A 20,679-nucleotide genomic window follows, 5' to 3' on the forward strand; every position below is an offset into this window, starting at 1 on the left:
CTCTCCCAAAACCACAACAGCATGACTTCCTCCCCGCGCAAGCTCCGCTCCGCCGAATGGTTCGGCACCGCCGACAAGAACGGCTTCATGTACCGCAGCTGGATGAAGAACCAGGGCATCCCGGACCACGAGTTCGATGGCCGCCCCATCATCGGCATCTGCAACACCTGGTCCGAGCTCACGCCCTGCAACGCCCACTTTCGCAAGATCGCCGAGCATGTCAAGCGCGGCATCTACGAGGCGGGCGGCTTTCCGGTCGAGTTCCCGGTGTTCTCCAACGGCGAATCCAACCTGCGCCCCACGGCCATGCTCACGCGCAACCTGGCCAGCATGGACGTGGAGGAAGCCATCCGCGGCAACCCCATCGATGCGGTGGTGCTGCTGGTCGGCTGCGACAAGACCACGCCCGCCCTGCTGATGGGCGCGGCCAGTTGCGACGTGCCGGCCATCGTGGTCACGGGCGGGCCCATGCTCAACGGCAAGCTCGACGGCAAGGACATCGGCTCGGGCACGGCCGTGTGGCGGCTGCATGAGTCGCTGAAGGCGGGCGAGATCAACGAGCACCAGTTCTTTGCCGCGGAAGCGGGCATGTCGCGCTCGGCCGGCACCTGCAACACCATGGGCACGGCCAGCACCATGGCCTGCATGGCCGAGTCGCTGGGCACCTCGCTGCCGCACAACGCAGCCATCCCGGCCGTGGACTCGCGCCGCTATGTGCTGGCCCACATGTCGGGCCGGCGCATCGTGGAGATGGCGCACGAAGGGCTCACGCTATCGAAGATCCTCACGCGCGAGGCCTTCGAGAACGCCATCCGCACCAATGCGGCCATCGGCGGCTCCACCAACGCCGTGATCCACCTGAAGGCCATCGCCGGCCGCATCGGCGTGCAACTGGACCTGGAGGACTGGACCCGCATCGGCCGCGGCACGCCCACCCTGGTGGACCTGCAGCCCTCGGGCCGCTTTCTGATGGAAGAGTTCTACTATGCGGGCGGCCTGCCCGCCGTGCTGCGCCGCCTGGGCGAGAACGGGCTGTTGCCGCACCCAGATGCGCTCACCGTCAACGGCAAGAGCCTGTGGGACAACGTGCGCGAGGCGCCGCAGTACAACGACGAGGTGATCCGCCCCATCGACAACCCGCTGATCGCCGATGGCGGCATCTGCATCCTGCGCGGCAACCTGTCGCCACGCGGCGCGGTGCTCAAGCCCTCGGCGGCATCACCCGAGCTGCTCAAGCACCGGGGCCGCGCCGTGGTGTTCGAGAACCTGGAACACTACAAGGAACGCATCGTCGATGAAGACCTGGACATCGACGCCAGTTGCGTGATGGTGATGAAGAACTGCGGCCCCAAGGGCTACCCCGGCATGGCCGAAGTGGGCAACATGGGCCTGCCGCCCAAGCTGCTGCGCCAGGGCGTGAAGGACATGGTGCGCATCTCCGACGCGCGCATGAGCGGCACGGCCTACGGCACCGTGGTGCTGCACGTGGCGCCCGAAGCTGCTGCGGGCGGTCCGCTGGCCGCCGTGCGCGACGGCGACTACATCGAGCTCGACTGCGAACAGGGCCGCCTGCACCTCGATATCAGCGACGAGGAACTGGCCGCGCGCCTGGCCGCACTTGCAGGCACCGACAACGGCGGGCGCGGCGGCTACCAGCGCCTGTACGTGGACCACGTGCTGCAGGCCGACGATGGCTGCGACTTCGACTTCCTGGTCGGTTGCCGAGGCGCCGCCGTACCACGCCACTCGCACTGAACCTTGACCCGTAGACCCATGCCAACAACGACATCCCCCCAGTCCCTCCGCTACCGCGGCATCTTTCCCGTGGTGCCGACCACCTTCCACGAAGACGGCACCCTCGACCTGGCCAGCCAGAAGCGCTGCCTCGACTTCATGATCGATGCCGGCGTGGACGGCCTGTGCATCCTGGCCAATTTCTCCGAGCAGTTTTCGCTCTCCGACGCCGAGCGCGAAATCCTCACCCGCGTGTCTTTGGAGCATGTGGCCGGCCGGGTGCCCGTGATCGTCACCACCACCCACTACGGCACGCGCGTGTGCGCCGAGCGCAGCCGCGCCGCACAGGACATGGGCGCCGCCATGGTGATGGTGATGCCGCCCTACCACGGCGCCACCTTCCGCGTGCCCGAGGCGCAGATTTACGAGTTCTACGCCCGCCTGTCCGACGCCATCGCCATTCCCATCATGGTGCAGGATGCGCCGGCCAGCGGCACCGTGCTGTCGGCACCGTTCCTGGCGCGCATGGCGCAGGAAATCGAGCACCTGGCCTACTTCAAGATCGAGGTGCCGGGCGCCGCCAGCAAGCTGCGCGAGCTGATCCGCCTGGGCGGCGCAGCCATCGAGGGCCCCTGGGATGGCGAGGAGGCCATCACCCTGCTGGCCGACCTCGATTCCGGCGCCACGGGCGCGATGACGGGCGGCGGCTTTCCCGATGGCATCCGCCCCATCCTCGAGGCGCACCGCCAGGGCGATGCCGACCAGGCCTTCGCGCTGTACCAGCGCTGGCTGCCGCTCATCAACCACGAAAACCGCCAGGGCGGCATCCTGACCGCCAAGGCGCTGATGAAGGAAGGCGGCGTGATCGCCTGTGAGGCCGGGCGCCACCCCTTCCCGGCCATGCACCCTGAGGTGCGACGCGGACTGATCGACATTGCGCGCCGGCTGGACCCGCTGGTGCTGCGCTGGGCACGGTGAGGGCGGCCGTGGCACACGACACCTCCGAGACCGCCGCCGCACTGATAGGGCTGGACTGGGGCACCAGCTCGTTGCGCGCCTTCCGCTTCGATACCGTGGGCCAGGTGCAGCAGATGCGCCACCGGCCCTGGGGCATCATGAATTTACCCGCCGCAGCGGACGGCCAGCCCCATGCGACCCATGCCGCCGCCTTCGAGCATGCTTTCGACGACGTCTGCGGCGACTGGCTGCGCGCAGAATCCCGGTTGCCCGTGCTGGCCTGCGGCATGGTGGGCAGCGCCCAGGGCTGGCGCGAGGCCGCCTACCTCGAATCGCCGGCCTCTCTGGACCACCTGGCCCGGGGCCTCACCGTGGTGGAGCATGCGGCCGGGCACCGCGTGCACATCGTTCCCGGGCTGATCCAGCGCGGCGACCTGCCCAATGTGATGCGCGGCGAAGAAACCCAGGTGCTGGGCGTGATGGCCAGATCGGACCGGCCCGACCAGGCGCCGGTGCTGATCGGCCTGCCCGGCACACACAGCAAGTGGGTGCTGGCACGGCGCCGCTCCATCGCGCAGTTCCATACCTTCATGACGGGCGAGGTGTTCGCGGCCCTGCGCGGCCACACCATCCTGGGACGCACCATGCAGCCGGCGGACGCGCCCGACGATGCCGCGTTTGCACGCGGCCTGCAGGTGGCGCGCTCGGCCGAGGCTTCGCTGGGCCTGCTCTCGCACATCTTCAGCACGCGCACGCTGGGTCTTACGGGCGCGCTGCCCGGCACGGCCCAGGCCGATTACCTGTCGGGCTTGCTCATCGGCCACGAGGTGGCTGCGCTCGCAGCCCAGCAGGCTCCCGATGCACTGCCCGCGCATGTAGTGCTCTGCGGCGAGCCCGACCTGTGCCGGCGCTATGCACTGGCGCTGGCGGCCTACGGGATGCCCGTCCCCGAAATGGCCGAGAACGCCACCGCGCGCGGGCTGTGGCAGATCGCCACAGCCGCCGGCCTGACCACCCCTTCAGAGACCCGCAGCACGGAGGCTGCACGATGACCTTTTCCTCTTCTTCTGAACTTCTCGCCAGTGCAATGCGCCATTGCGGTCTGGTCGCCATCCTGCGCGGCGTGCAGCCTGGCGAGGTGGTCGCTATCGGCCAGGCGCTGTACGGCGCGGGCTTTCGGGTCATCGAGGTACCGCTCAACTCGCCCGAGCCGCTGGCCAGCATCCGCGCCCTGCGCGACGCCCTGCCCGCCGATGCGCTGATCGGCGCCGGCACGGTGATCCTCCCCGAGGACTGCGCCGCCGTGCCCGCGGCCGGCGGGCAGATCGTGGTCATGCCCCATAGCGATGCGGCGGTGATCCGCGCCGCCAAGGCGGCCGGCATGGCCTGCGCACCGGGCGTGGCCACGCTGACCGAGGCCTATGCCGCGCTGGCGGCCGGGGCCGATGCGCTCAAGCTTTTTCCCGCCGAGGCGCTGGCACCCGCCGTGCTCAAGGCCTGGCGCGCCGTGCTGCGCCCTCCCGTGGCGTTGCTGCCCGTGGGCGGCATCACGCCCGAGAGCATCGCCGCCTACGCCCAGGCAGGTGCCAGCGGCTTCGGCCTGGGCTCGGCCCTGTACAAGCCCGGCGACAGCGCAGCCGACGTGGCGCTCCATGCGGCTGCGTTCATGCAGGCCTGGCGTGCGTCCTACCCCGCCGCCTGACCGATTCGACTGCCCCTCTCCCCTTTCCGACGAGCCGCTTCCCATGAAGATCACCCGACTGACCACATTCATCGTGCCACCGCGCTGGTGCTTTCTGAAGATCGAAACCGACGAGGGCATCGTCGGCTGGGGCGAGCCCGTGCTCGAAGGCCGCGCCCACACCGTGGCCGCCGCCATCGAGGAACTGGGCGACTACCTGATCGGCAAGGACCCGCGCCACATCGAGGACCATTGGACAGTGCTCTACCGCGGCGGCTTTTACCGCGGCGGCGGCATCCACATGAGCGCGCTGGCCGGCATCGACCAGGCGCTGTGGGACATCAAGGGCAAGGCGCTGGGCGTGCCGGTGTCCGAGCTGCTGGGCGGCTGCGTGCGCGACCGCATCAAGGTCTACAGCTGGATCGGCGGCGACCGGCCGAGCGAGACCGCAGCGGCGGCCAAGGCCGCCGTGGACCGCGGCTTCACCGCCGTGAAGATGAACGGGACTGAGGAACTGCAGTACGTGGACAGCTTCGAAAAGGTGGAAAAATGCCTGAAGAACGTGGCCGCCGTGCGCGAGGCGGTGGGGCCCAACGTGGGCATCGGCGTGGATTTCCACGGCCGGGTGCACAAGCCCATGGCCAAGGTGCTGTTCAAGGAGCTAGACCCGTACCGGCTGATGTTCATCGAGGAGCCGGTGCTCAGCGAGCACTACGAGGCGCTCAAGGAGCTGGCGCACCTGTCGTCCACCCCCATCGCGCTGGGCGAGCGGCTGTACTCGCGCTGGGACTTCAAGCGCGTGCTGTCCGAGGGCTATGTGGACATCATCCAGCCCGACCCTTCGCACTCGGGTGGCATTACCGAGACGCGCAAGATCGCCGCTATGGCCGAGGCCTACGACGTGGCGCTGGCCCTGCACTGCCCGCTGGGGCCGATCGCGCTGGCGGCCAACCTGCAGCTCGACGGCGTCTGCTACAACGCCTTCATCCAGGAGCAGAGCCTGGGCATCCACTACAACGCCAGCAACGACCTGCTGGACTATGTGTCCAACGGAGAGGTGTTTGCCTACCAGGACGGCATGGTCGCCATCCCCCAGGGCCCGGGCCTGGGCATCGAGGTCAACGAGGCCTATGTGCGCGAACGTGCCGCCGAAGGCCACCGCTGGCGCAACCCGGTGTGGCGCCACAAGGACGGCAGTTTCGCGGAGTGGTGAGCCTTGCGGCGGTGTAACAACGCCGTGAAGGGGTGACGGCGGGGGCGAAAGGGAGGAAAATACTGTAATTACAATCAGTGTTTTGACCAACCCCAAGCCTCCATGACGGCGCCGACCATCACCCGCTTCCACCGAACCCGCCTGATGCAGATCTGGCGCTCGGCCGGCTGGCCCTGCAAGGATGCGCTGGAGATCGACCTGCTGGCGGCAGAGCTCGTGGCCCTGCACACCTCGGCCGAGGGTTTCGAGACGCTGAAGCTCACCGAAGGCGGCATCCGCCTGCTGGCCGAGGCGCGCCAGCGCGGCGTGCGGGCGCTGAGCCCGCACGACCGCATGGGCCAGCGCTTCGCGGCGCAGCTGCTGGCATCGGGCCGCATCGTCTGGCGCGAGCTGTCGCTGCGCGCCGTGATCGAGGGCGCAGCCCCGGAAGCGGTGCCACCGCCCCCGGCAAGCAGCAACCCGCTGTGGAGCGAAAACACCCCCGCCAGCCGCAAGGCCGCCAACGTGTGGCGCATGGCGCGGCCGGACCTTTTCTCGGTGCGCAACACCACCGTGCCGGCCTACCTGCAGCCCATGGTGCACGAGATCAAGCACAGCCGCGCCGATCTGCTGTCGGACCTGCGCCACGACGCCAAACGCCAGGCCTACCAGTGGCTGTGCGAGGAGTGCTACTACGTGTTCCCGGCCGGCATCGCCGAACCCGAAGAAATCCCCGAGCATTTCGGCATCTGGGTGCTGCACGGCGGGGTGGACGATGGCCGCTTCGAGCTGCTGCGGCCTGCACGGCATGCGAGCTGCACCCTGCCCTTTGCGGTGTGGATGGCGCTGTGCAAGGCCACGCCGCTGCGCAGCGAGGACGAGTTGGCCCAGGCGCACCTGGGCGAGCCCGCTGTGGACGAACTGCCGCCCTGTACCGAGGCACCATGACCTACACCGTCGCGGTGCGCGAGTTGTGCGAGTTCACCGCCAAGCAGGGTGACCTGGACCTGCGCTTCACGCCCGCGCCTACCGCCCTGGAGGGCATGGCCGGCCATGCGATTGCCGCATCACGCCGCGCAGAGGCCTATCGCGCTGAGGTAAGCCTGGCGGGAGACTACAAGACCTTGCGCGTGCGCGGCCGTGCCGATGGCTTCGACCCGGAGCATGCCCGGCTCGACGAGGTCAAGACCTTCAAGGGCCGGCTCGACCGCCAGCCCGCCTCGCACCGTGCGCTGCACTGGGCCCAGGCGCGCATCTACGGCTGGCTGCTGTGCGAACAGGAAGGGCTCGAGCACATCGACCTGGCGCTGGTGTACTTCGACATCGGCAGCCAGAAGGAGACGGTGTTTACCGAGCGCCGCAGTGCCGACGATTTGCGGCAGCACTTCGAGGCGCAGTGCGAGCGCTTTCTGGCCTGGGCCGAGGCGCAGGTGGCGCACCGCGCGGCGCGCGATGCGGCGCTCACCGCGCTGGCTTTCCCCTTTGGCGGCTTTCGCACCGGCCAGCGCCCGCTGGCCGAGGCCGTGTACAAGGCCGCCAGCGCGGGCCGCTGCCTCATGGCGCAGGCGCCCACGGGCATCGGCAAGACCATGGGCACGCTGTTCCCGCTGCTCAAGGCGGCACCCGCGCAGCGGCTGGACAAGGTGTTCTTCCTCGCGGCCAAGACCTCGGGCCGGCAGATGGCGCTGGACGCCCTCACCCGCTTGGCCGACAGCGCGCCCGCCCTGCCGCTGCGCGTGCTGGAGATGGTGGCGCGCGACAAGTCCTGCGAGCACCCCGACAAGGCCTGCCACGGCGAATCCTGCCCGCTGGCCCAGGGCTTCTACGACCGCCTGCCCGCTGCGCGCGCGGCCGCCTTGCAGCCCCAGGCCGGCAGCGAACGCATCACCCTGCACCAGGCCGATGTGCGCAGCGCCGCGCTGGCGCACCAGGTCTGCCCCTACTACCTGAGCCAGGAACTGGCGCGCTGGGCCGACGTGGTGGTGGGCGACTACAACTACTACTTCGACATGGGCGGCCTGCTGCACGGCCTGGCCCAGGCCAACGGCTGGCGCACGGCGCTGCTGGTGGACGAGGCGCACAACCTGGTGGACCGGGGCCGCAAGATGTACACCGCCGAGCTGCGCCCGGACGGCCTGGCCCAGGCGCGCCAGTCCGCCAGCGCCGCCCGCTACCCTGCAGTCAAGAAGGCGCTGGACAAGGTGCGACGCGCCTGGGTGGCGCTGGACAAGCAGCAGACAAGCGCCTACGCCGTGCACGAGGCCTTCCCCGAGGACCTGCTGGCCGCCCTGCAGCTGTGCGGCAATACCCTCACCGACCACCTGGCCGAGCACCCGGCCGAGCCCGATGCGGCCCTGCAGGCCTTCTACTTCGACGCCCTGCACCTGGTGCGCATGGCCGGGCTGCTCGACGCACATTCGCTGGTGGACGTGACCCAGCCCACAGCCCCGGGCCTGCCCAAGGCGGCGCGCGCGCCCGGCAGCTCCACCCTGTGCATCCGCAACCTGGTGCCCGCGCCCTTCCTGGCCCAGCGCTGGGAGGCGGCGCACACCAGCACCCTGTTCTCGGCCACGCTGCAGCCACAGCGCTACTACACCGACCTGCTGGGCCTGCCCGAGGACCACCTGGCCATCGAGGTGGAGTCGCCGTTCCAGGCGGCACAGCTGTCGGTGCAGGTGGCGCGCCACATCTCCACCCGCTACCCGGACCGCAAGGCCTCGCTCGCCCCCATCGTGGCACTGATGGCGCGGCAGTTCGGCGAGCGGCCGGGCAACTACCTGGCCTTCTTCAGCAGCTACGAGTACCTGCAGCAGGCAGCCGCACTGCTGGCAGAACAGCACCCCGCGCTGCCGCACTGGAGCCAGTCGCGGCGCATGCTTGAATCGGAGCAGCGCGAGTTCCTGGCCCGCTTCACCGAGACCAGCGAGGGCATCGGCTTCGCGGTGCTGGGCGGCGCCTTTGCCGAAGGCATCGACCTGCCGGGCCGGCGCCTGATCGGCGCCTTCCTGGCCACGCTGGGCCTGCCCCAGGTCAACCCGGTCAACGAACAGGTCAAGGAGCGCATGCAGGCGCTGTTCGGCGAGGGCTACGACTACACCTACCTCTACCCCGGCCTGCAGAAGGTGGTGCAGGCCGCAGGCCGCGTGATCCGCACACCCAGCGACGAAGGCGTGGTGCACCTGATGGACGACCGCTTCGGCCGGCGCGAAATCCGGGACCTGCTGCCCAGGTGGTGGCAGCACTGAGCCTCAATTCGCCTTGATGTCGTTGTCTTTCACGACCTTGGACCAACGAGTGGTTTCTGTGTGCATCCACTCCGCGATCTGCTGGCGGTTCATGTCCGAGGGCTCCGAGCCCAGTTCCGCCAGCCGCTTGGCGATGTCGGGCCGGGCCACGATGCGCTGCACGGCGGCCTGCAGCTTGTCCAGCACGGCGGGCGGCGTGCCTGCGGGCGCCAGCAGGCCCTGCCAGGAGCCGGTGACGAAGTGGGGGATCTGCGAGGCCACGGTGGGCACGCCCGGCGTGGCCGCAAAGGGCTTGGCGCTGGTCACGGCGATGGCCTTGACCTTGCCGCCCTGCACCAGGGTGTTGGTGGCCACCACGCTGGCCATGGCCGAGTCGATCTGCCCGCCCGCCAGGTCGGCCAGCGCCTGGGCGCCGCCCTTGTAGCCGATGATGTTGAACTCGAAGCCCTTGGCCTGCGCCAGCTGGATGCCGGCGAGCTGGCTGATGGCCGCCAGCGGCGTGCCGAAGCTCACGGGCTTGCCCGTCTTCTTGGCGTAGGCGGCCAGTTCGTCGATGTTCTTCGCCGGCAGGTCGTTGCGCACCACCAGCAGGTGCGGCGAGTAGGCCGGGATGGCGATGGGCGCCAGGTCCTTGAGCGGCTGGTAGTTGAGTTGCATCACGCTGGGCCCGATGGTCAGCACGCTCATGTCCAGCAGCAGCAGGTTGTAGCCGTCAGGCGCCGACTTGGCGACGAAGGAGGCGCCGATCTGCCCATTGGCGCCGGCCTTGTTGTCGACGATGATGGGCTGTTTCAGGGCCTCGCCCAGCTCCTTGGCCAGCAGGCGCGCCAGCACGTCGGAGGTACCGCCTGCCGGGTTGGGCACGGTGATGCGGATCATCTTGCTCGGGTAGGCAGCGGGCGCCTCCTCGGCCCGGAGGGACAGGGCCGTGCCTGCCAGGAGCGCGGCGGCGGCAAGGCACGCGATGGCATGCCGACCGGGCAGTTTGTGGGGCAGGCAGTGCAGTATCGGGGCAGTCATGGCGGGCTCCGTTTCTTTGTCAGGGTGAGCGAAGGCCGACCCGGCCTTCCTGGGGGTATTGCACCGGCCGGAGCCGGAGGGGTTGGAAGATCGCCGCGTACTCAATTGCCCGCGGCGGTGGCGCTCAAGGCGCCCGGCAGATCAGGTTCTCGGGCGGCTCGCCACGCTGCAGCCGCCCGATGTTGCGGGCCATGAAGCCGTAGCGCCGATCCAGCAGCGCGGGCGTGATGGCCGAGATATGGGGCGTGCCGCGCACATTGGGCAGTTCGTGCAGTGGCCAGCGCGAGGGCGGCACGGGCGCCTGGCCTTTCTTCGGGTACTGGTACCAGACATCGAGCACCGCGCGGCCCAGCCGGCCCTGGGCCAGCGCTTCGTACAGGGCCTCTTCGTCCACCACCTCGGCACGGGCCACGTTGACCAGCAGGGCATCGGGCGGCAGCAGCGCGAACTGGCGCGCACCGATCAGGCCGCGCGTGCTGTCGTCCAGCGGGCAGCAGACGGCGAGCACCTGCACGCGGGGCAGCACCTCGTCCAGCGCCGCCACGGCGATGCTCTCCTGCGCCAGCTCGGCCGGCGCCGGGCGGCCGCTGCGGGTGACCGCCACCACGTGCATGCCGAAGGCCCGCGCGCGCCGCGCGATCTCCTGCCCGATGTGGCCTAAACCCACGATGGCGATGGTCCTCCCATGGGCCTCGCCGTGCTGGGAACGGGCTGCATACGCGCCGGCCCAGGCCTCGGCATCGAGCCGCGCGGGGTACTGCCACAGTGCCAGGCAGTGCTCCAGCACTGCATGCAGTGTGAACTCGGCAATCGGCACCTCGTGGCCGTGCACATTGCAGACCAGCGTGCCGGCAGGCAGCGCATCGCAGGCGATCTGCTCCCAGCCCGCGCCGGGCACGTGCAGCAGCCGGCATTGCAGGCGCGCGGCCTCGCCCGCCGCGATGCTGTTGGTGATGACCACGTCCGCAGCGATAGGGCCGGCAACGGGAAAGGCGTCCAGCGCCTGGACTTCGTGTTCCGGCCCCAGCAGTGCGCGCAGGCGGGGGGCATTGGGGGCATGCAGCCCGACGATCTTGATGAGCATGGAGAACAGATTCCGGTAGGTGGTTCAGCGGGTTTCCCGCACGATGAGGCCGGGCTGCTGCTTGAAGGCCTCGGTGAGCCGAGTGCCCAGCCCCGCCAATGCAGGCGGCTGGGCCATGCCGGCCGTGATCACGGGCAGGTCGGTCACGATGTCGCGGTACCAGGTGGCCAGCGTGGCGCGCACCACCTCCTGGTAGATGGCGGTGGGGGCATGCAAGGCCATGTGCAGGCCGCCCATCAAGGTCACGGGGCCCGTGCAGTCGTGCGGCGCCAGGGGCTTGTTGTAGGCCTGGGCCAGGGCGGCGATCTTGCGGCCCTCGGTGAAGCCGCCGCACCAGGCCAGGTCCAGCATCACCACGTCGAGCGCGTCCTGCGCCAGCAGGTCGCGGAAGGGGCGCAGGCCGCCCAGGGTCTCGCTGCCGCAGATGGGTACGCGGGTGCGGCGGCGCAGGTCGGCCAGGCTGGCCGCGTCGTCCATCTTGCACAGCGGGTCTTCGACCCAGAACACGTTGTACTCCTCCAGCGCCTGGCAGATGCGCAACGCCGAGTGGCCGCCGAACAGGCTGTGCAACTCGCACATCACCTCGATGCGGTTGCCCACGGCCTCGCGGATCTGGCGGAAGGGTTGCAGGCCCTTTTCCAGGTCGGGCAGGCTGATCAGGTGGCCACCGCTGGCGGGTGCATAGATGTCGAAGGGCCAGATCTTCATGGCCTTGTAGCCCTCGGCCAGCAGGCTCTCGGCCAGGGCTCCGGCATCGCGCATGAAGGCCACCTGGTCGTCGTAGGGCCCTTCGGACTCGTCCGCTGCCCCGATGTCGCGGCGCTTGCCGTTGGTGTTGAAGGCATAGCCCGCGCAGGTGTTGTAGACGGGCACGCTGTCGCGCGCGCCGCCGCCCAGCGCCTGGTAGAGGGGCACGCCCTGGCGCTGGCCGGCCAGGTCCCACAGGGCGATGTCCACCGCGCTGGCCGAGCGCACCTCCACGCCCGAGCTGTTGTAGCCCACATAGGGCGTGAGCAGGTGGCGCGAGATGCCCTCCATGTGCCGGGCATCGCGGCCCAGCAGCCAGGGGGCGAGCTCGCCGTGCAGGCAGGCCTCGACCGAGACGCCGCCCCGGAAGGTTTCGCCCAGGCCGACCAGGCCGTCGCGGGTTTCGATCTCCAGCCAGATCAGGCTGGGCCGGTCGGGCATGCGGTAGGTGCGCAGGCAGGTGATGGTTGACATGATTTACAGCTTTTTATATCTTTGCGATTCCAGGTACCGAAATACGCATTGAATCTCTGGATGCGATTGTCTTTTTGGCGACCTTCACCTGCAATCACAGGATTTCCCTGTAAATACCTGTCAACCATGAACACCCCGCAGTCCTCCGCCGACCTTCCGCAACCCAGCGCCGAGCGCCTGCTGGCGAACCGCGTCTACGACAGCTTGCTCAAGCTGTTGGGCACGCCGGGGTTCGGGCCTCAGGCACGCCTGCCCGGGGAAACGGCGCTGGCCCAGCGGCTGGGTGTGTCGCGGCCGGTGCTGCGCCAGGCGCTGGCGCGCATGCGCGATGAGGGGCGCATCAGCACGCGCAAGGGCTCGGGCAATTTCGTGACCGACGCCCTGCCCCAGACCCAGCCGCTCTCGCTGGGGGCGCTGCGCAACATTCCGGACATCCGCGCCTTCCTGGACTTTCGCTGCAGCATGGAGGGCGAGGCCGCAGCCCGTGCGGCCCTGGTGCGCACGGCCGACCAGATGCAGTACATCCGCGACTGCCGCGAACGCTTCGAGCGCGCACTGGCCGAGGGCCGCGATGCGGTGGATGAGGACATCGCCTTCCACGCAGCCATCGCCCAGGCCTGCGGCAACCGCTTCTTCAGCATGACCATGGCCGCGCTGGAGCCGCAGACACGCTTCAGCATCGGCCTGGTGCGCAGCCTGGTGGGGCGGCCGCGCGGCGAGCGCCTGGCCGACGTGTGCCGCGAGCATGCGGCCATCGAGGACGCCATCGGCCGCCAGGACGCCACGGCAGCGCGCCACGCCGCCGAGGCCCACCTGCAGGGCGGCATCGCGCGCCTGTTCGGCCAGTGATCCAGGCGCCCCGCCCCGCGCCGGGGCGGTGAATCCACGCGGGCCGGGCATTGCGTTGGGGGCGGCGCATTTTCAGTGAATCCGATCAGCTGCGCGGCTGGGTAATCAAAATACCCGAATGGATCAAATCACCATAATCACCAGCCCCATTTCTCGGGGCCAGATAATCGTGCTGCCAGCGCGGCAAGGTCTGACCGTTCGTCTGGCTTGCGGTGCCGCATGGCGTGCGAATAGAATGCCACACCCAAACAAATAATACCCTGAAAATCAAATGAAAAAGCAAATACATCAACAGCATTGCATGAACATTGCGCCCTTCCAATAATCCAAAAAAATACCCATTCATAAATCAACCATGCGCATACTATTGATCGAGGACGAGTACGAACTCGCGAATGCCGTGAGAATCGCCCTGGAGCGGGAGCGCTTCGTCGTCGACACCGCCGCGTCCCTTGCGCACGCCCGGGCATCGGCCGAGGGCGCAGCCCACGACCTGGTGCTGCTGGACCGCACGCTGCCGGACGGCGATGGCCTGGCCCTGCTGCCCGCCCTGCGTTCGCGCAACCGGGGGGTTCCCGTCATCGTGCTGAGCGCCCTGGGAAAACTGGCCGACCGCATCGAGGGACTGGACGAAGGCGCCGACGACTACCTGGCCAAACCCTTCGCGCTGGAGGAGCTGATGGCGCGCATCCGCGCGATCCGGCGCCGGCCCAGCGACCTGGCCAGCGAAACCATCACGCTGGGCCGACTCTGCTTCGATCCGGCCTGCGACGAGGCATCGGTGCAAGGCCAGCGGCTCGACCTGCCGCGGCGCGAGCTGCGCGTCATCGCCTGCCTGGTGCAGCGCAAGGGGCGCACCGTGATGCGCGAAACACTGGAACAGGCCGTGTTCGGCTATGACGACGAGATCCACTCGAACACGCTGGACTCCCATGTCTCGCGCCTGCGGCGCAAGCTCGCCGACGCCGATGCGGGGGTGGAGATCCACGCTGTGCGCGGCGTCGGCTACCTGCTGCGGGCGGCACCATGTTGAAGAAGAAAAAGGAGAAGAAGCCCAGCCAGCCCTCTCTCAAGCGGCGGCTGATCGTGCAGCCGCTGGTGATCAACCTGATCACCCTGCTGCTGTCCTTCATCGTGCTGATCGCCATCGGTGCCCGCATGGACGCAGGCGGGCTCTACACGGATGAAAAGATCACCGACGTCATCGCCAAGGCCCTTGTGCGCACGAACGATGGCGGGCTGGCCATCACCGAGACACCAGACCTGGCCGAACTCCGGGCGGCCGCTCCGGACCTGTGGTTCGTGGCCAAGGACGATGCCGGCCACAAGGTCTCGTCGGGGCAGATGCCAGCCCAGTTCGACTCGGTCGTGAGCGCCCTGGGCGACCTGTCGTACGCCATCTTCCGCGACCGCTCACCGCCCTACAGCCTGTCGGCCGTGGTGCGCCGCGAGAGCAGCCCCGCGGGCAAGGTCACCATCCTGGCGCACGGCAAGCTCATCGGCCTGACCTTTGCCGTCGTCGTGGCGTCCAACCTGATCGTGCTCCCGATCATCCTGATCTTCGCGGTGGTCTCCCTCATCAACACCCCCTGGATCGTGCGGCGCACGCTCTCGGGCGTGGCGCGCATCGCCAAGGAGGCCGAGCAGATCGACGTCGACCAGCGCGGCATACGGCTGTCCGAGCACGAGGTGCCGCGCGAGATCGGGCCCCTGGTGCGCGCGGTGAACGAAGCCCTCGCCCGGCTGGACGAGGGCTACGAGCGGCAGCAGCGCTTCATTGCCTCGGCGGCACACGAACTGCGCACGCCGATCGCCATCCTGCGCGCCAAGATCGATGCCGCCCCGGGCAGCGATGGCCAGCACCTGTCGGGCGAGGTCGCGCGCCTGGCCACCCTGGCCGAGCAGCTGCTGGACCTGCAGCGCCTGGACCTCCAGCCTCCCCGGGTTCGCATCGACCTCGCCGGGCTGGTGCGCGGCGTGGCGGCGGACATGGCGCCGCTCATGATCGCGTCGGGCAAGACCATCGCCGTGCAGGTGGACGCGGGCGGCAGCGTGGCCGGCGATGCGGGGGCGCTGGAGCGCGTCGTGACCAACCTGGTCCAGAACGCCGCGGAGCACGGCGGCCAGCATGTGGCAGTGCGCGTGCACGGTACCACCATCGACATCGAGGACGACGGGCCCGGCATTCCCGTGCAGGAGCGCGAACGGGTGTTCGAGCCTTTTCACCGCCTGCGGCCCCGCCCTACCGGAACAGGGCTCGGCCTGAGCCTGGTGCTGCAGGCCGTGGAGCGGCATGGCGGCAGCGTGTCCATACTCGACGTGCCGGCGGGCGGCGCCGTCTTTCGGGTGGCGCTGCCGCCAGCGTAGCGCCTGGCGCAGAAAAGGCGCTGCGCCGCCGGCTACCGCCGTTGTCTACTTCGCGGTGGTCTCTGCGGTCTGCGCAGCCACTATGGCCTTTTGCATCTCGTCGCGGGACAGGAAGCCGTCCTTGTCGGTGTCCAGCCCGTCGAAATACTTGGCGATGTCGGGCACCACGGCGGCTTCGGTCTTGCTGATCTTGCCGTCCTTGTCCTTGTCCAGCTCGTCGAAGGCGGCATCGATGGACGCCGCCTGCTTCTTGAAACGCGCCTGCTGGAACTTGCTGAACTCCGCCTTGTCGACGCGGCCATCGCGGTTGGCGTCCATGGCGGCAAAGGTCTTGTCGATGTAGGCCTGCTTTTCCTGCTTCTGTTCGTCGGCTGCCGCGCTGGCCAGGAGCGGCGCTGCGCTTGCGAGCGCCAGGAGAACGATTTTTTTCTTCATGTTGAAACTTTCGGTGGTTGAGGGGGCCAAAGGATGGCTTTGGCCGCACGGGCAGCCATGGCCTGGCCACCGGAATGGCCAGGGCAGGACCCGGGATGGAGAACAGGGGATGGCGCCGGCTGCGCCGCGGGCCGGTCCGCGGCATGCAGCGCCACTACGGCACGGGACACCGTCACTGGCAGCGGTAGGAATAGCCGTTGGAGGCGCGGTAGGTGTCCGTCGCCCGGTCGTAGTTGCCGTACCGGCCCAGGCAGTAGTCCGCGCGGCCGCGCTCGCGCTCTTCCTTGTCACGGTTGGCGGCGGCCGCGATGATGCCGGCCACCAGCACGGTGCCGACGACACCCGCCACCACGCGGTCGTTGCGCGCCTCTTCCCGGCGGTTGCGCTCCCGTTCGCGCCGGTGGAATTCGGCGCGCTCGCGCTCGCGTTCCCAGCGGCCGTGGTGGCCATCACCCCATCCCTGGGCATGGGCGGGGCCGCAATACGGTGCGAGCAGCAGGAACGGGGCCATTGCGCCCAGCAGTACCAAGGATCGACCAGCTTTCAAAAACATCAGATGCACTCCTTCTTGCCAATTGCATGGCTGTCTGGAGTAGGCGCCCCGCAGGTTGCCCGAACATGGCGCCGCCGGGCAGGGGTGTTCGAGCGTGTACCAGATGCGAACCGACCCGCTACGGTCTGCCGGCTGCCCAGTCCGCAATCTGCTGCGCGACCCAGGCCGGATCATCCAGAGGCAGATCGTGCCCGGCCCAGGGGTGCAGCACCAGTGGGCAGCCCCAGGCGCGCGCGATCGCCGCGGAGCAGCGGCTGCTGACCAGGCCATCCTGCGCACTGCCCAGCAGCAGCATGCGCTCCAGCGGGCATGTGCGCGGAGCGCGGTAGCGCGCCGCCGCGGCCAGCTGGCGCACGGCGTTGGCACCCGAGACAGGCCGCGCCTGGCGCGCAGCCACCCACGGCTCCACCACGCCCTGGTGCTGCCCGGGCCGGTTGCTGGTGAGCCGCAGCACGGTGGACTCCGCCGCATGCGGCCCGCTGGCCAGCAGCACCCCGCGCACCAGGGGGCCGTAGTTGCGCGGCCGAAGCCGCCGGTAGAAGGGGCTGAAGTTGCCGAAGCTGGTGTTGATGAGCACGCAGCCCTGCACCTCGTCCGGGGCCGTGCGCGCCCACTCGGTGGCCACCATGGCCCCAAGCGACATGGCCAGCAGATGGTGCGGCCCGGCAATGCCGCGCTGCGCCAGCTCGGCACGGCACTGCGCCACCATGGCCGCCACCGACATCGGGCTCTGCCGCCGATGCCACTGGCCATTGCCCGGCAGGTCCAGCATCAGCACCTCGGCACCGGGCATGGCCGCCTGGAAGGCCGGCACAAAGCCCCCCCAGTGCACCGCCTCGCGCGTGAGGCCGCGCAGAAAGATCCAGCGGGTAGGTAGCTTCATCATCGTATGGGTCCCCCCATGGACGCAGGCACAGCCCGCAGCGGCGGATACCGCCACGCCCCAGGCCAGCGCCCCCGCGCAAAGGCCGCCCGGCCGCGCTGGGGGCGTCCCCCCTCAGGGGGGAAGGCGCGAAGCGACTCAGGGGGGAGCCTCATTCAGTACCAGGTAGCCAGCGCATCGGCCCGCCGCTGCACGCGCGCCTCGGGCGCGGGCACCCAGCGCTGGTGGCTGCCCGCGGCGCGCGTGAGAAAGTCCAGCAGCGGAAAGTGCCGGCGCAGCACGCGCTGCAGGCGGTGGTTGATCAGCGGGTTGAAGATGCCCTTGCGCGAGAACAGCTGGCGCGGGTTCTTCTTGATCCAGCGCCAGGACCCCATCTCCAGCGTCAGCGGCAAGAAGGTGCGCGAGGGGTCGTTGCAGGCCTGCATGTACAGGTGGTCCCACAGGTCGCCGTGGGTGAGGTACTGCGTGCTCTGCGGCTCGATGATGTAGGGGTGGTAGGCATGCGCCTGCAGAAAGATCTCGTGCAGCGCATGCAGCTCGGGCAGGTGCGCGATGGGCTTGCGTGTATGCGCGAAAGGGAACCACAGCCGGTCGGTGATGCCGAAGCCCGAGTGGCAGTCGAGGGCAAGGCTGAAGGGGCGTGACAGCAGTTCCTGGTGCACCACCTCGCACAGCGCGCGGCTTTCGGCCTCCATGGGCGCGCCCGGCTTGCCGCGGTACCAGGGCAGACCGGCGCTGATGCGCTGCCCGCCGATGAGAAAGGCCACCCGGTCCAGCGCATCGACCGGCGCGTTGCGCATCAGGTCCACGCCATTGGGGTTGGCGCGGGTCGCAGCCCACATGCCACCCGGGTTGACGATGGGCATGAACACCAGGCGCACCTGTTCGAGCTGCTGGTTCAGCGCCATATCCCATGGCAGGCGCATCACCACGTTCTGCAGGTAGGCGATCACCACTTCGGCGCCAATGCCTTCGAGCCCATGGACACCACCGAAGAAGCCCATGGCCGGAACGTCCGGGTCCGGGTTGCCCAGGCTGATGGCGTGGATGGGAAAGCGCTCGCCCGTGGCCATGTGCACGGTGTGCACCACGCGCGCATCCAGGCGCTGGCCACCCTGGTCGATGATCCTCTCCAGTGCCGCAAGCTCGGGCAGGACGATGTCGGGCACGGTGGTGTCTAAAGGCCTGTAAGAAAAGGAAAAAGGCAGTTGCCATGCAAGCATAGCGTTCAGCCCGGTCACTGCGAAGGCCCTTGTTTCAGCTGCGTTGCAATTTGCCGATCTGACGCGAAACCGTCACATGGCCGGGCTATCTTGGCGGGGCACCACACAACCACCAAAGGGGGGCCCATGCTCTGGAAACTACTCGGCTTGCAACGGCTGATCGACGAGCTGCTGGACGAAAGCTGGTTCTCGTTCGACCTTCCCGACAACGACGTTTTCTTCCATGAAGAACTGCTCCCGCTCCCGGCGCAGGATTGAGCCGCTGCGCACGGTGGCGCTGTTCGGGCTCGTGGGCTGCGCCATGGCCTTTGGCCTCGTTGAGCTGTTTGCACTGCAGCGCTCGCGCTACCAGGCCTGGCGTGGGCGCCACAACCACCACCCCGCCCTGCCCCGCTGAGGGCGGCCGACCCCGCCAGCGCCATGGCCCATCGCGACCAGAGCCCGGGTGAGGAACTCGCCAACAGCGCGAGCCACGCCGTGGCGCTGCTCGCCGCCATGGTGGCCGCCCCCTCCATCGTGGCCTCGGCCCAGTCCCATGGGGCGGCCAGCATGGCCGGCGCCATCGTCTTTGCCGCCACCATGGTGCTGCTGTACCTGGCCTCCACCGTGTACCACGCACTGCCCGACGGGCGCTTCAAGCAACTGGCGCTGAAGCTCGACCACGGCGCCATCTACCTCTTCATCGCGGGCAGCTACACCCCCTTTGCCCTGCTGCGGCCCGACGGCGGCTGGAACCTGGCGCTGCTGGCCCTGGTCTGGGCCATCGCCACGCTGGGGCTGGTGCTCAAGGCCGTCAACCGGCTGCGCAAGGCCTGGCTTTCCACGGGCATGTATGTGCTCCTGGGCTGGCTGGCCCTGGCGGGCGCCCTGCCCCTCATCGGCCACCTCACGCACGGAGGCGCGCACTGGCTCATCGCGGGCGGTGTGGCCTACACGGTCGGCGTGGCCTTCTTCGTGCTCGATTCACGCCTGCGCTACGCGCACGCCATATGGCACGGCTTCGTGGCCGCAGGCACCGGCTGCCATGCGGTGGCCGTGGCAGGCTGGGGCGGCTGAGCGGGCGCGCCGACCTACGCGGCCACGGCCTGTGGCGCCCGGTTCGGCACGGAGGCCCCGGCTGCAACGGGCAGCTGGAAGTGGCTGCGCAGCGACTCGCCCGCACACTTCGTACGCAACAGCCCGCGCGCCTGCAGCACCGGCACGGCCAGCTCGACGAACGCCTTGATAGAGGTGTTGGGCAGGGCCTGGAAGAAGTTGAAGCCTCGGTGGCGCCGCCTTCGAACCAGCGCTCCATCTCGTCGGCCAGTTGTTCGGCCGTGCCCACGAAGGTGCGGCGCGGCCGGGCGTGCCAAAGGACGACCTCGCGCAGCGTCAAACGATGTTCGCGCGCGTGCTGCTTGATGCGGTCGCTGGCGCTCTGCTGGCTGTTGCGGCCCAGCTGCCCAGATCCGGAAAGGGTTCGTCCAGCGGGTACTGCGAGAAATCGTGGTCATTGAAGGGCCGGGCCAGCGCGGCCAGCGAGGGCCAGTTGACACAATTTTGGGGGTGCTTTGCTTCGGAGCGTTGCCAGCGGTCATGCCATGGGACCTTGGATAGAAACCCGCAGGGTAGTCCGGCGTTGCGCAGCAGCCAACGAAGAAAAAACAGATATCGCTACTTGCCCCCACCTCAACGACAAAGGCCCTGCAGTGCAGGGCCTGGCAAGCAGCAGGGGCCGTGGGCGGCCCCGCCAGTCACAGCTTGGCGATGGACACTTCGGTCGACTTGACCAGCGCGACCACGTCGGATCCCACGACCAGGGCGAGGTCGTCCACCGAACGCGTGGTGATGACGGAAGTGACGATGCCCCAAGGGGTTTCGACATCGACCTCGGAGACGACGTCGCCGCGGATGATCTCGCGCACTTTGCCCTTGAACTGGTTGCGCACGTTGATGGCTTGGATGGACATGGTTTTCTCCTTGAAAAGTCCGGAAACGGTGTGAGTGGGTGGGTTGGTAGAAAGAAGGGAAGACGTTCAGACGGCCCAGCGCAGGCCGTGCGCCGGCACGCCGGGCCATTGCGCATCGTTGGCGCTGGGTTCGGCATCGGGCTTTTGCAGAACCCGGTCGAGGATGCGCTTCTCGATCGCGGCAAAGGCCGCGTCGCCGTGCGAGCGTGGTCGCGGCAGGTCGATGACCTGATCGAGCGCGATCTGCCCGTCCTCGATCAGGATCACGCGGTCCGCCAGGGCCACG

General features: G+C 68.8%; 22 protein-coding genes. 13 read left to right on the forward strand and 9 right to left on the reverse strand.

All coding sequences use genetic code 11. The features are described from left to right. The first annotated feature begins 21 nt into the window (after nucleotides 1-21). From AC07X5_RS27550 to AC07X5_RS27580, 7 genes are all read left to right on the forward strand, one after another. Nucleotides 22-1,755, forward strand: coding sequence for an IlvD/Edd family dehydratase (locus tag AC07X5_RS27550; RefSeq protein ID WP_494772733.1), 1,734 nt, complete (start codon nucleotides 22-24; stop codon nucleotides 1,753-1,755). Nucleotides 1,756-1,773: 18 nt separating this feature from the next. Beyond that, nucleotides 1,774-2,712, forward strand: a complete 939-nt coding sequence (locus AC07X5_RS27555; RefSeq protein WP_494772734.1) for a dihydrodipicolinate synthase family protein — start codon at nucleotides 1,774-1,776, stop codon at nucleotides 2,710-2,712. Nucleotides 2,713-2,720: 8 nt separating this feature from the next. After that, nucleotides 2,721-3,743, forward strand: coding sequence for a 2-dehydro-3-deoxygalactonokinase (locus AC07X5_RS27560; RefSeq protein WP_494772735.1), 1,023 nt, complete (start codon nucleotides 2,721-2,723; stop codon nucleotides 3,741-3,743). Beyond that, entirely contained in the window at nucleotides 3,740-4,393 is a 654-nt protein-coding gene (locus tag AC07X5_RS27565) for a 2-dehydro-3-deoxy-6-phosphogalactonate aldolase (RefSeq protein WP_494772736.1), read from the forward strand. The genes AC07X5_RS27560 and AC07X5_RS27565 overlap by 4 nt, the downstream gene beginning before the upstream one ends. 43 nt (nucleotides 4,394-4,436) lie before the next feature. Continuing rightward, nucleotides 4,437-5,585 carry a galactonate dehydratase gene (gene dgoD, locus AC07X5_RS27570; protein WP_494772737.1) on the forward strand — a complete coding sequence of 383 codons (1,149 nt, stop codon included), beginning with the start codon at nucleotides 4,437-4,439 and terminating at the stop codon, nucleotides 5,583-5,585. A gap of 102 nt (nucleotides 5,586-5,687) precedes the next feature. Then, nucleotides 5,688-6,512: a hypothetical protein gene (locus tag AC07X5_RS27575; RefSeq protein ID WP_494772738.1), complete on the forward strand. Its 825-nt coding sequence runs from the start codon at nucleotides 5,688-5,690 to the stop codon at nucleotides 6,510-6,512. Further along, nucleotides 6,509-8,809, forward strand: coding sequence for a helicase C-terminal domain-containing protein (locus AC07X5_RS27580; RefSeq protein WP_494772739.1), 2,301 nt, complete (start codon nucleotides 6,509-6,511; stop codon nucleotides 8,807-8,809). Before AC07X5_RS27575 ends, AC07X5_RS27580 begins: the two co-directional genes overlap by 4 nt. Nucleotides 8,810-8,812: 3 nt before the next feature. Here AC07X5_RS27580 and AC07X5_RS27585 read toward each other — a convergent pair whose 3' ends face one another. The 3 genes from AC07X5_RS27585 to AC07X5_RS27595 form a co-directional block, all read right to left on the reverse strand. Next, nucleotides 8,813-9,829: a tripartite tricarboxylate transporter substrate binding protein gene (locus AC07X5_RS27585; RefSeq protein WP_494772740.1), complete on the reverse strand. Its 1,017-nt coding sequence runs from the start codon at nucleotides 9,827-9,829 to the stop codon at nucleotides 8,813-8,815. 124 nt (nucleotides 9,830-9,953) lie between these two features. Next, a complete protein-coding gene (locus AC07X5_RS27590) occupies nucleotides 9,954-10,913 on the reverse strand; it encodes a 2-hydroxyacid dehydrogenase (RefSeq protein WP_494772741.1) in 960 nt (319 codons plus the stop codon). A gap of 24 nt (nucleotides 10,914-10,937) precedes the next feature. After that, nucleotides 10,938-12,134: a mandelate racemase/muconate lactonizing enzyme family protein gene (locus tag AC07X5_RS27595; RefSeq protein WP_494772742.1), complete on the reverse strand. Its 1,197-nt coding sequence runs from the start codon at nucleotides 12,132-12,134 to the stop codon at nucleotides 10,938-10,940. Nucleotides 12,135-12,260: 126 nt separating this feature from the next. Here AC07X5_RS27595 and AC07X5_RS27600 point away from each other — a divergent pair, with 126 nt between their 5' ends. Next, a complete protein-coding gene (locus AC07X5_RS27600) occupies nucleotides 12,261-12,983 on the forward strand; it encodes a FadR/GntR family transcriptional regulator (protein ID WP_494772743.1) in 723 nt (240 codons plus the stop codon). Between the two features lie 85 nt (nucleotides 12,984-13,068). On the opposite strand, the gene AC07X5_RS27605 is transcribed toward AC07X5_RS27600, so the two are convergent. Then, nucleotides 13,069-13,329 carry a hypothetical protein gene (locus tag AC07X5_RS27605; RefSeq protein ID WP_494772744.1) on the reverse strand — a complete coding sequence of 87 codons (261 nt, stop codon included), beginning with the start codon at nucleotides 13,327-13,329 and terminating at the stop codon, nucleotides 13,069-13,071. 9 nt (nucleotides 13,330-13,338) lie between these two features. Here AC07X5_RS27605 and AC07X5_RS27610 point away from each other — a divergent pair, with 9 nt between their 5' ends. Together AC07X5_RS27610 and AC07X5_RS27615 are read left to right on the forward strand one after the other, a co-directional pair. Beyond that, entirely contained in the window at nucleotides 13,339-14,016 is a 678-nt protein-coding gene (locus AC07X5_RS27610) for a response regulator transcription factor (RefSeq protein ID WP_409954845.1), read from the forward strand. After that, nucleotides 14,010-15,350, forward strand: coding sequence for a sensor histidine kinase (locus AC07X5_RS27615; protein ID WP_494772745.1), 1,341 nt, complete (start codon nucleotides 14,010-14,012; stop codon nucleotides 15,348-15,350). Before AC07X5_RS27610 ends, AC07X5_RS27615 begins: the two co-directional genes overlap by 7 nt. 45 nt (nucleotides 15,351-15,395) lie before the next feature. Here AC07X5_RS27615 and AC07X5_RS27620 read toward each other — a convergent pair whose 3' ends face one another. The 4 genes from AC07X5_RS27620 to AC07X5_RS27635 form a co-directional block, all read right to left on the reverse strand. Next, nucleotides 15,396-15,785 carry an EF-hand domain-containing protein gene (locus tag AC07X5_RS27620; protein ID WP_494772746.1) on the reverse strand — a complete coding sequence of 130 codons (390 nt, stop codon included), beginning with the start codon at nucleotides 15,783-15,785 and terminating at the stop codon, nucleotides 15,396-15,398. Nucleotides 15,786-15,957: 172 nt separating this feature from the next. Then, a complete protein-coding gene (locus AC07X5_RS27625; RefSeq protein WP_494772747.1) occupies nucleotides 15,958-16,338 on the reverse strand; it encodes a hypothetical protein in 381 nt (126 codons plus the stop codon). Between the two features lie 118 nt (nucleotides 16,339-16,456). Then, nucleotides 16,457-17,278: an alpha/beta fold hydrolase gene (locus tag AC07X5_RS27630; RefSeq protein WP_494772748.1), complete on the reverse strand. Its 822-nt coding sequence runs from the start codon at nucleotides 17,276-17,278 to the stop codon at nucleotides 16,457-16,459. A 98-nt stretch (nucleotides 17,279-17,376) separates the two neighbouring features. Beyond that, entirely contained in the window at nucleotides 17,377-18,390 is a 1,014-nt protein-coding gene (locus AC07X5_RS27635; RefSeq protein ID WP_494772749.1) for a M14 family zinc carboxypeptidase, read from the reverse strand. Between the two features lie 180 nt (nucleotides 18,391-18,570). Between AC07X5_RS27635 and AC07X5_RS27640 the strand changes: the two genes are divergently transcribed. From AC07X5_RS27640 to trhA, 3 genes are read left to right on the forward strand one after another with little or no spacing between them, the layout of a single operon-like run. After that, entirely contained in the window at nucleotides 18,571-18,702 is a 132-nt protein-coding gene (locus AC07X5_RS27640) for a hypothetical protein (protein ID WP_494772750.1), read from the forward strand. Next, entirely contained in the window at nucleotides 18,668-18,841 is a 174-nt protein-coding gene (locus AC07X5_RS27645) for a hypothetical protein (protein WP_409961369.1), read from the forward strand. Before AC07X5_RS27640 ends, AC07X5_RS27645 begins: the two co-directional genes overlap by 35 nt. Before the next feature lie 23 nt (nucleotides 18,842-18,864). Further along, nucleotides 18,865-19,500, forward strand: coding sequence for a PAQR family membrane homeostasis protein TrhA (gene trhA / locus AC07X5_RS27650; RefSeq protein ID WP_494772751.1), 636 nt, complete (start codon nucleotides 18,865-18,867; stop codon nucleotides 19,498-19,500). Nucleotides 19,501-20,177: 677 nt separating this feature from the next. On the opposite strand, the gene AC07X5_RS27655 is transcribed toward trhA, so the two are convergent. Further along, nucleotides 20,178-20,393, reverse strand: coding sequence for a TOBE domain-containing protein (locus AC07X5_RS27655; protein ID WP_056168199.1), 216 nt, complete (start codon nucleotides 20,391-20,393; stop codon nucleotides 20,178-20,180). Nucleotides 20,394-20,679: the final 286 nt, after the last annotated feature.

It is taken from the genome of Acidovorax sp. GW458-11-26-14-TSB4 (genome assembly GCF_059423865.1).

Coding starts and splice junctions, on each gene's coding strand:
- AC07X5_RS27550 (WP_494772733.1), top strand. CDS start 22: ATGACTTCCTCCCCGCGCAAGCTCCGCTCCGCCGAATGGTTCGGCACC.
- AC07X5_RS27555 (WP_494772734.1), top strand. CDS start 1,774: ATGCCAACAACGACATCCCCCCAGTCCCTCCGCTACCGCGGCATCTTT.
- AC07X5_RS27565 (WP_494772736.1), top strand. CDS start 3,740: ATGACCTTTTCCTCTTCTTCTGAACTTCTCGCCAGTGCAATGCGCCAT.
- dgoD (WP_494772737.1), top strand. CDS start 4,437: ATGAAGATCACCCGACTGACCACATTCATCGTGCCACCGCGCTGGTGC.
- AC07X5_RS27575 (WP_494772738.1), top strand. CDS start 5,688: ATGACGGCGCCGACCATCACCCGCTTCCACCGAACCCGCCTGATGCAG.
- AC07X5_RS27580 (WP_494772739.1), top strand. CDS start 6,509: ATGACCTACACCGTCGCGGTGCGCGAGTTGTGCGAGTTCACCGCCAAG.
- AC07X5_RS27585 (WP_494772740.1), bottom strand. CDS start 9,829: ATGACTGCCCCGATACTGCACTGCCTGCCCCACAAACTGCCCGGTCGG.
- AC07X5_RS27590 (WP_494772741.1), bottom strand. CDS start 10,913: ATGCTCATCAAGATCGTCGGGCTGCATGCCCCCAATGCCCCCCGCCTG.
- AC07X5_RS27595 (WP_494772742.1), bottom strand. CDS start 12,134: ATGTCAACCATCACCTGCCTGCGCACCTACCGCATGCCCGACCGGCCC.
- AC07X5_RS27600 (WP_494772743.1), top strand. CDS start 12,261: ATGAACACCCCGCAGTCCTCCGCCGACCTTCCGCAACCCAGCGCCGAG.
- AC07X5_RS27605 (WP_494772744.1), bottom strand. CDS start 13,329: ATGAATGGGTATTTTTTTGGATTATTGGAAGGGCGCAATGTTCATGCA.
- AC07X5_RS27610 (WP_409954845.1), top strand. CDS start 13,339: ATGCGCATACTATTGATCGAGGACGAGTACGAACTCGCGAATGCCGTG.
- AC07X5_RS27615 (WP_494772745.1), top strand. CDS start 14,010: ATGTTGAAGAAGAAAAAGGAGAAGAAGCCCAGCCAGCCCTCTCTCAAG.
- AC07X5_RS27620 (WP_494772746.1), bottom strand. CDS start 15,785: ATGAAGAAAAAAATCGTTCTCCTGGCGCTCGCAAGCGCAGCGCCGCTC.
- AC07X5_RS27625 (WP_494772747.1), bottom strand. CDS start 16,338: ATGTTTTTGAAAGCTGGTCGATCCTTGGTACTGCTGGGCGCAATGGCC.
- AC07X5_RS27640 (WP_494772750.1), top strand. CDS start 18,571: ATGCTCTGGAAACTACTCGGCTTGCAACGGCTGATCGACGAGCTGCTG.
- AC07X5_RS27645 (WP_409961369.1), top strand. CDS start 18,668: ATGAAGAACTGCTCCCGCTCCCGGCGCAGGATTGAGCCGCTGCGCACG.
- trhA (WP_494772751.1), top strand. CDS start 18,865: ATGGCCCATCGCGACCAGAGCCCGGGTGAGGAACTCGCCAACAGCGCG.
- AC07X5_RS27655 (WP_056168199.1), bottom strand. CDS start 20,393: ATGTCCATCCAAGCCATCAACGTGCGCAACCAGTTCAAGGGCAAAGTG.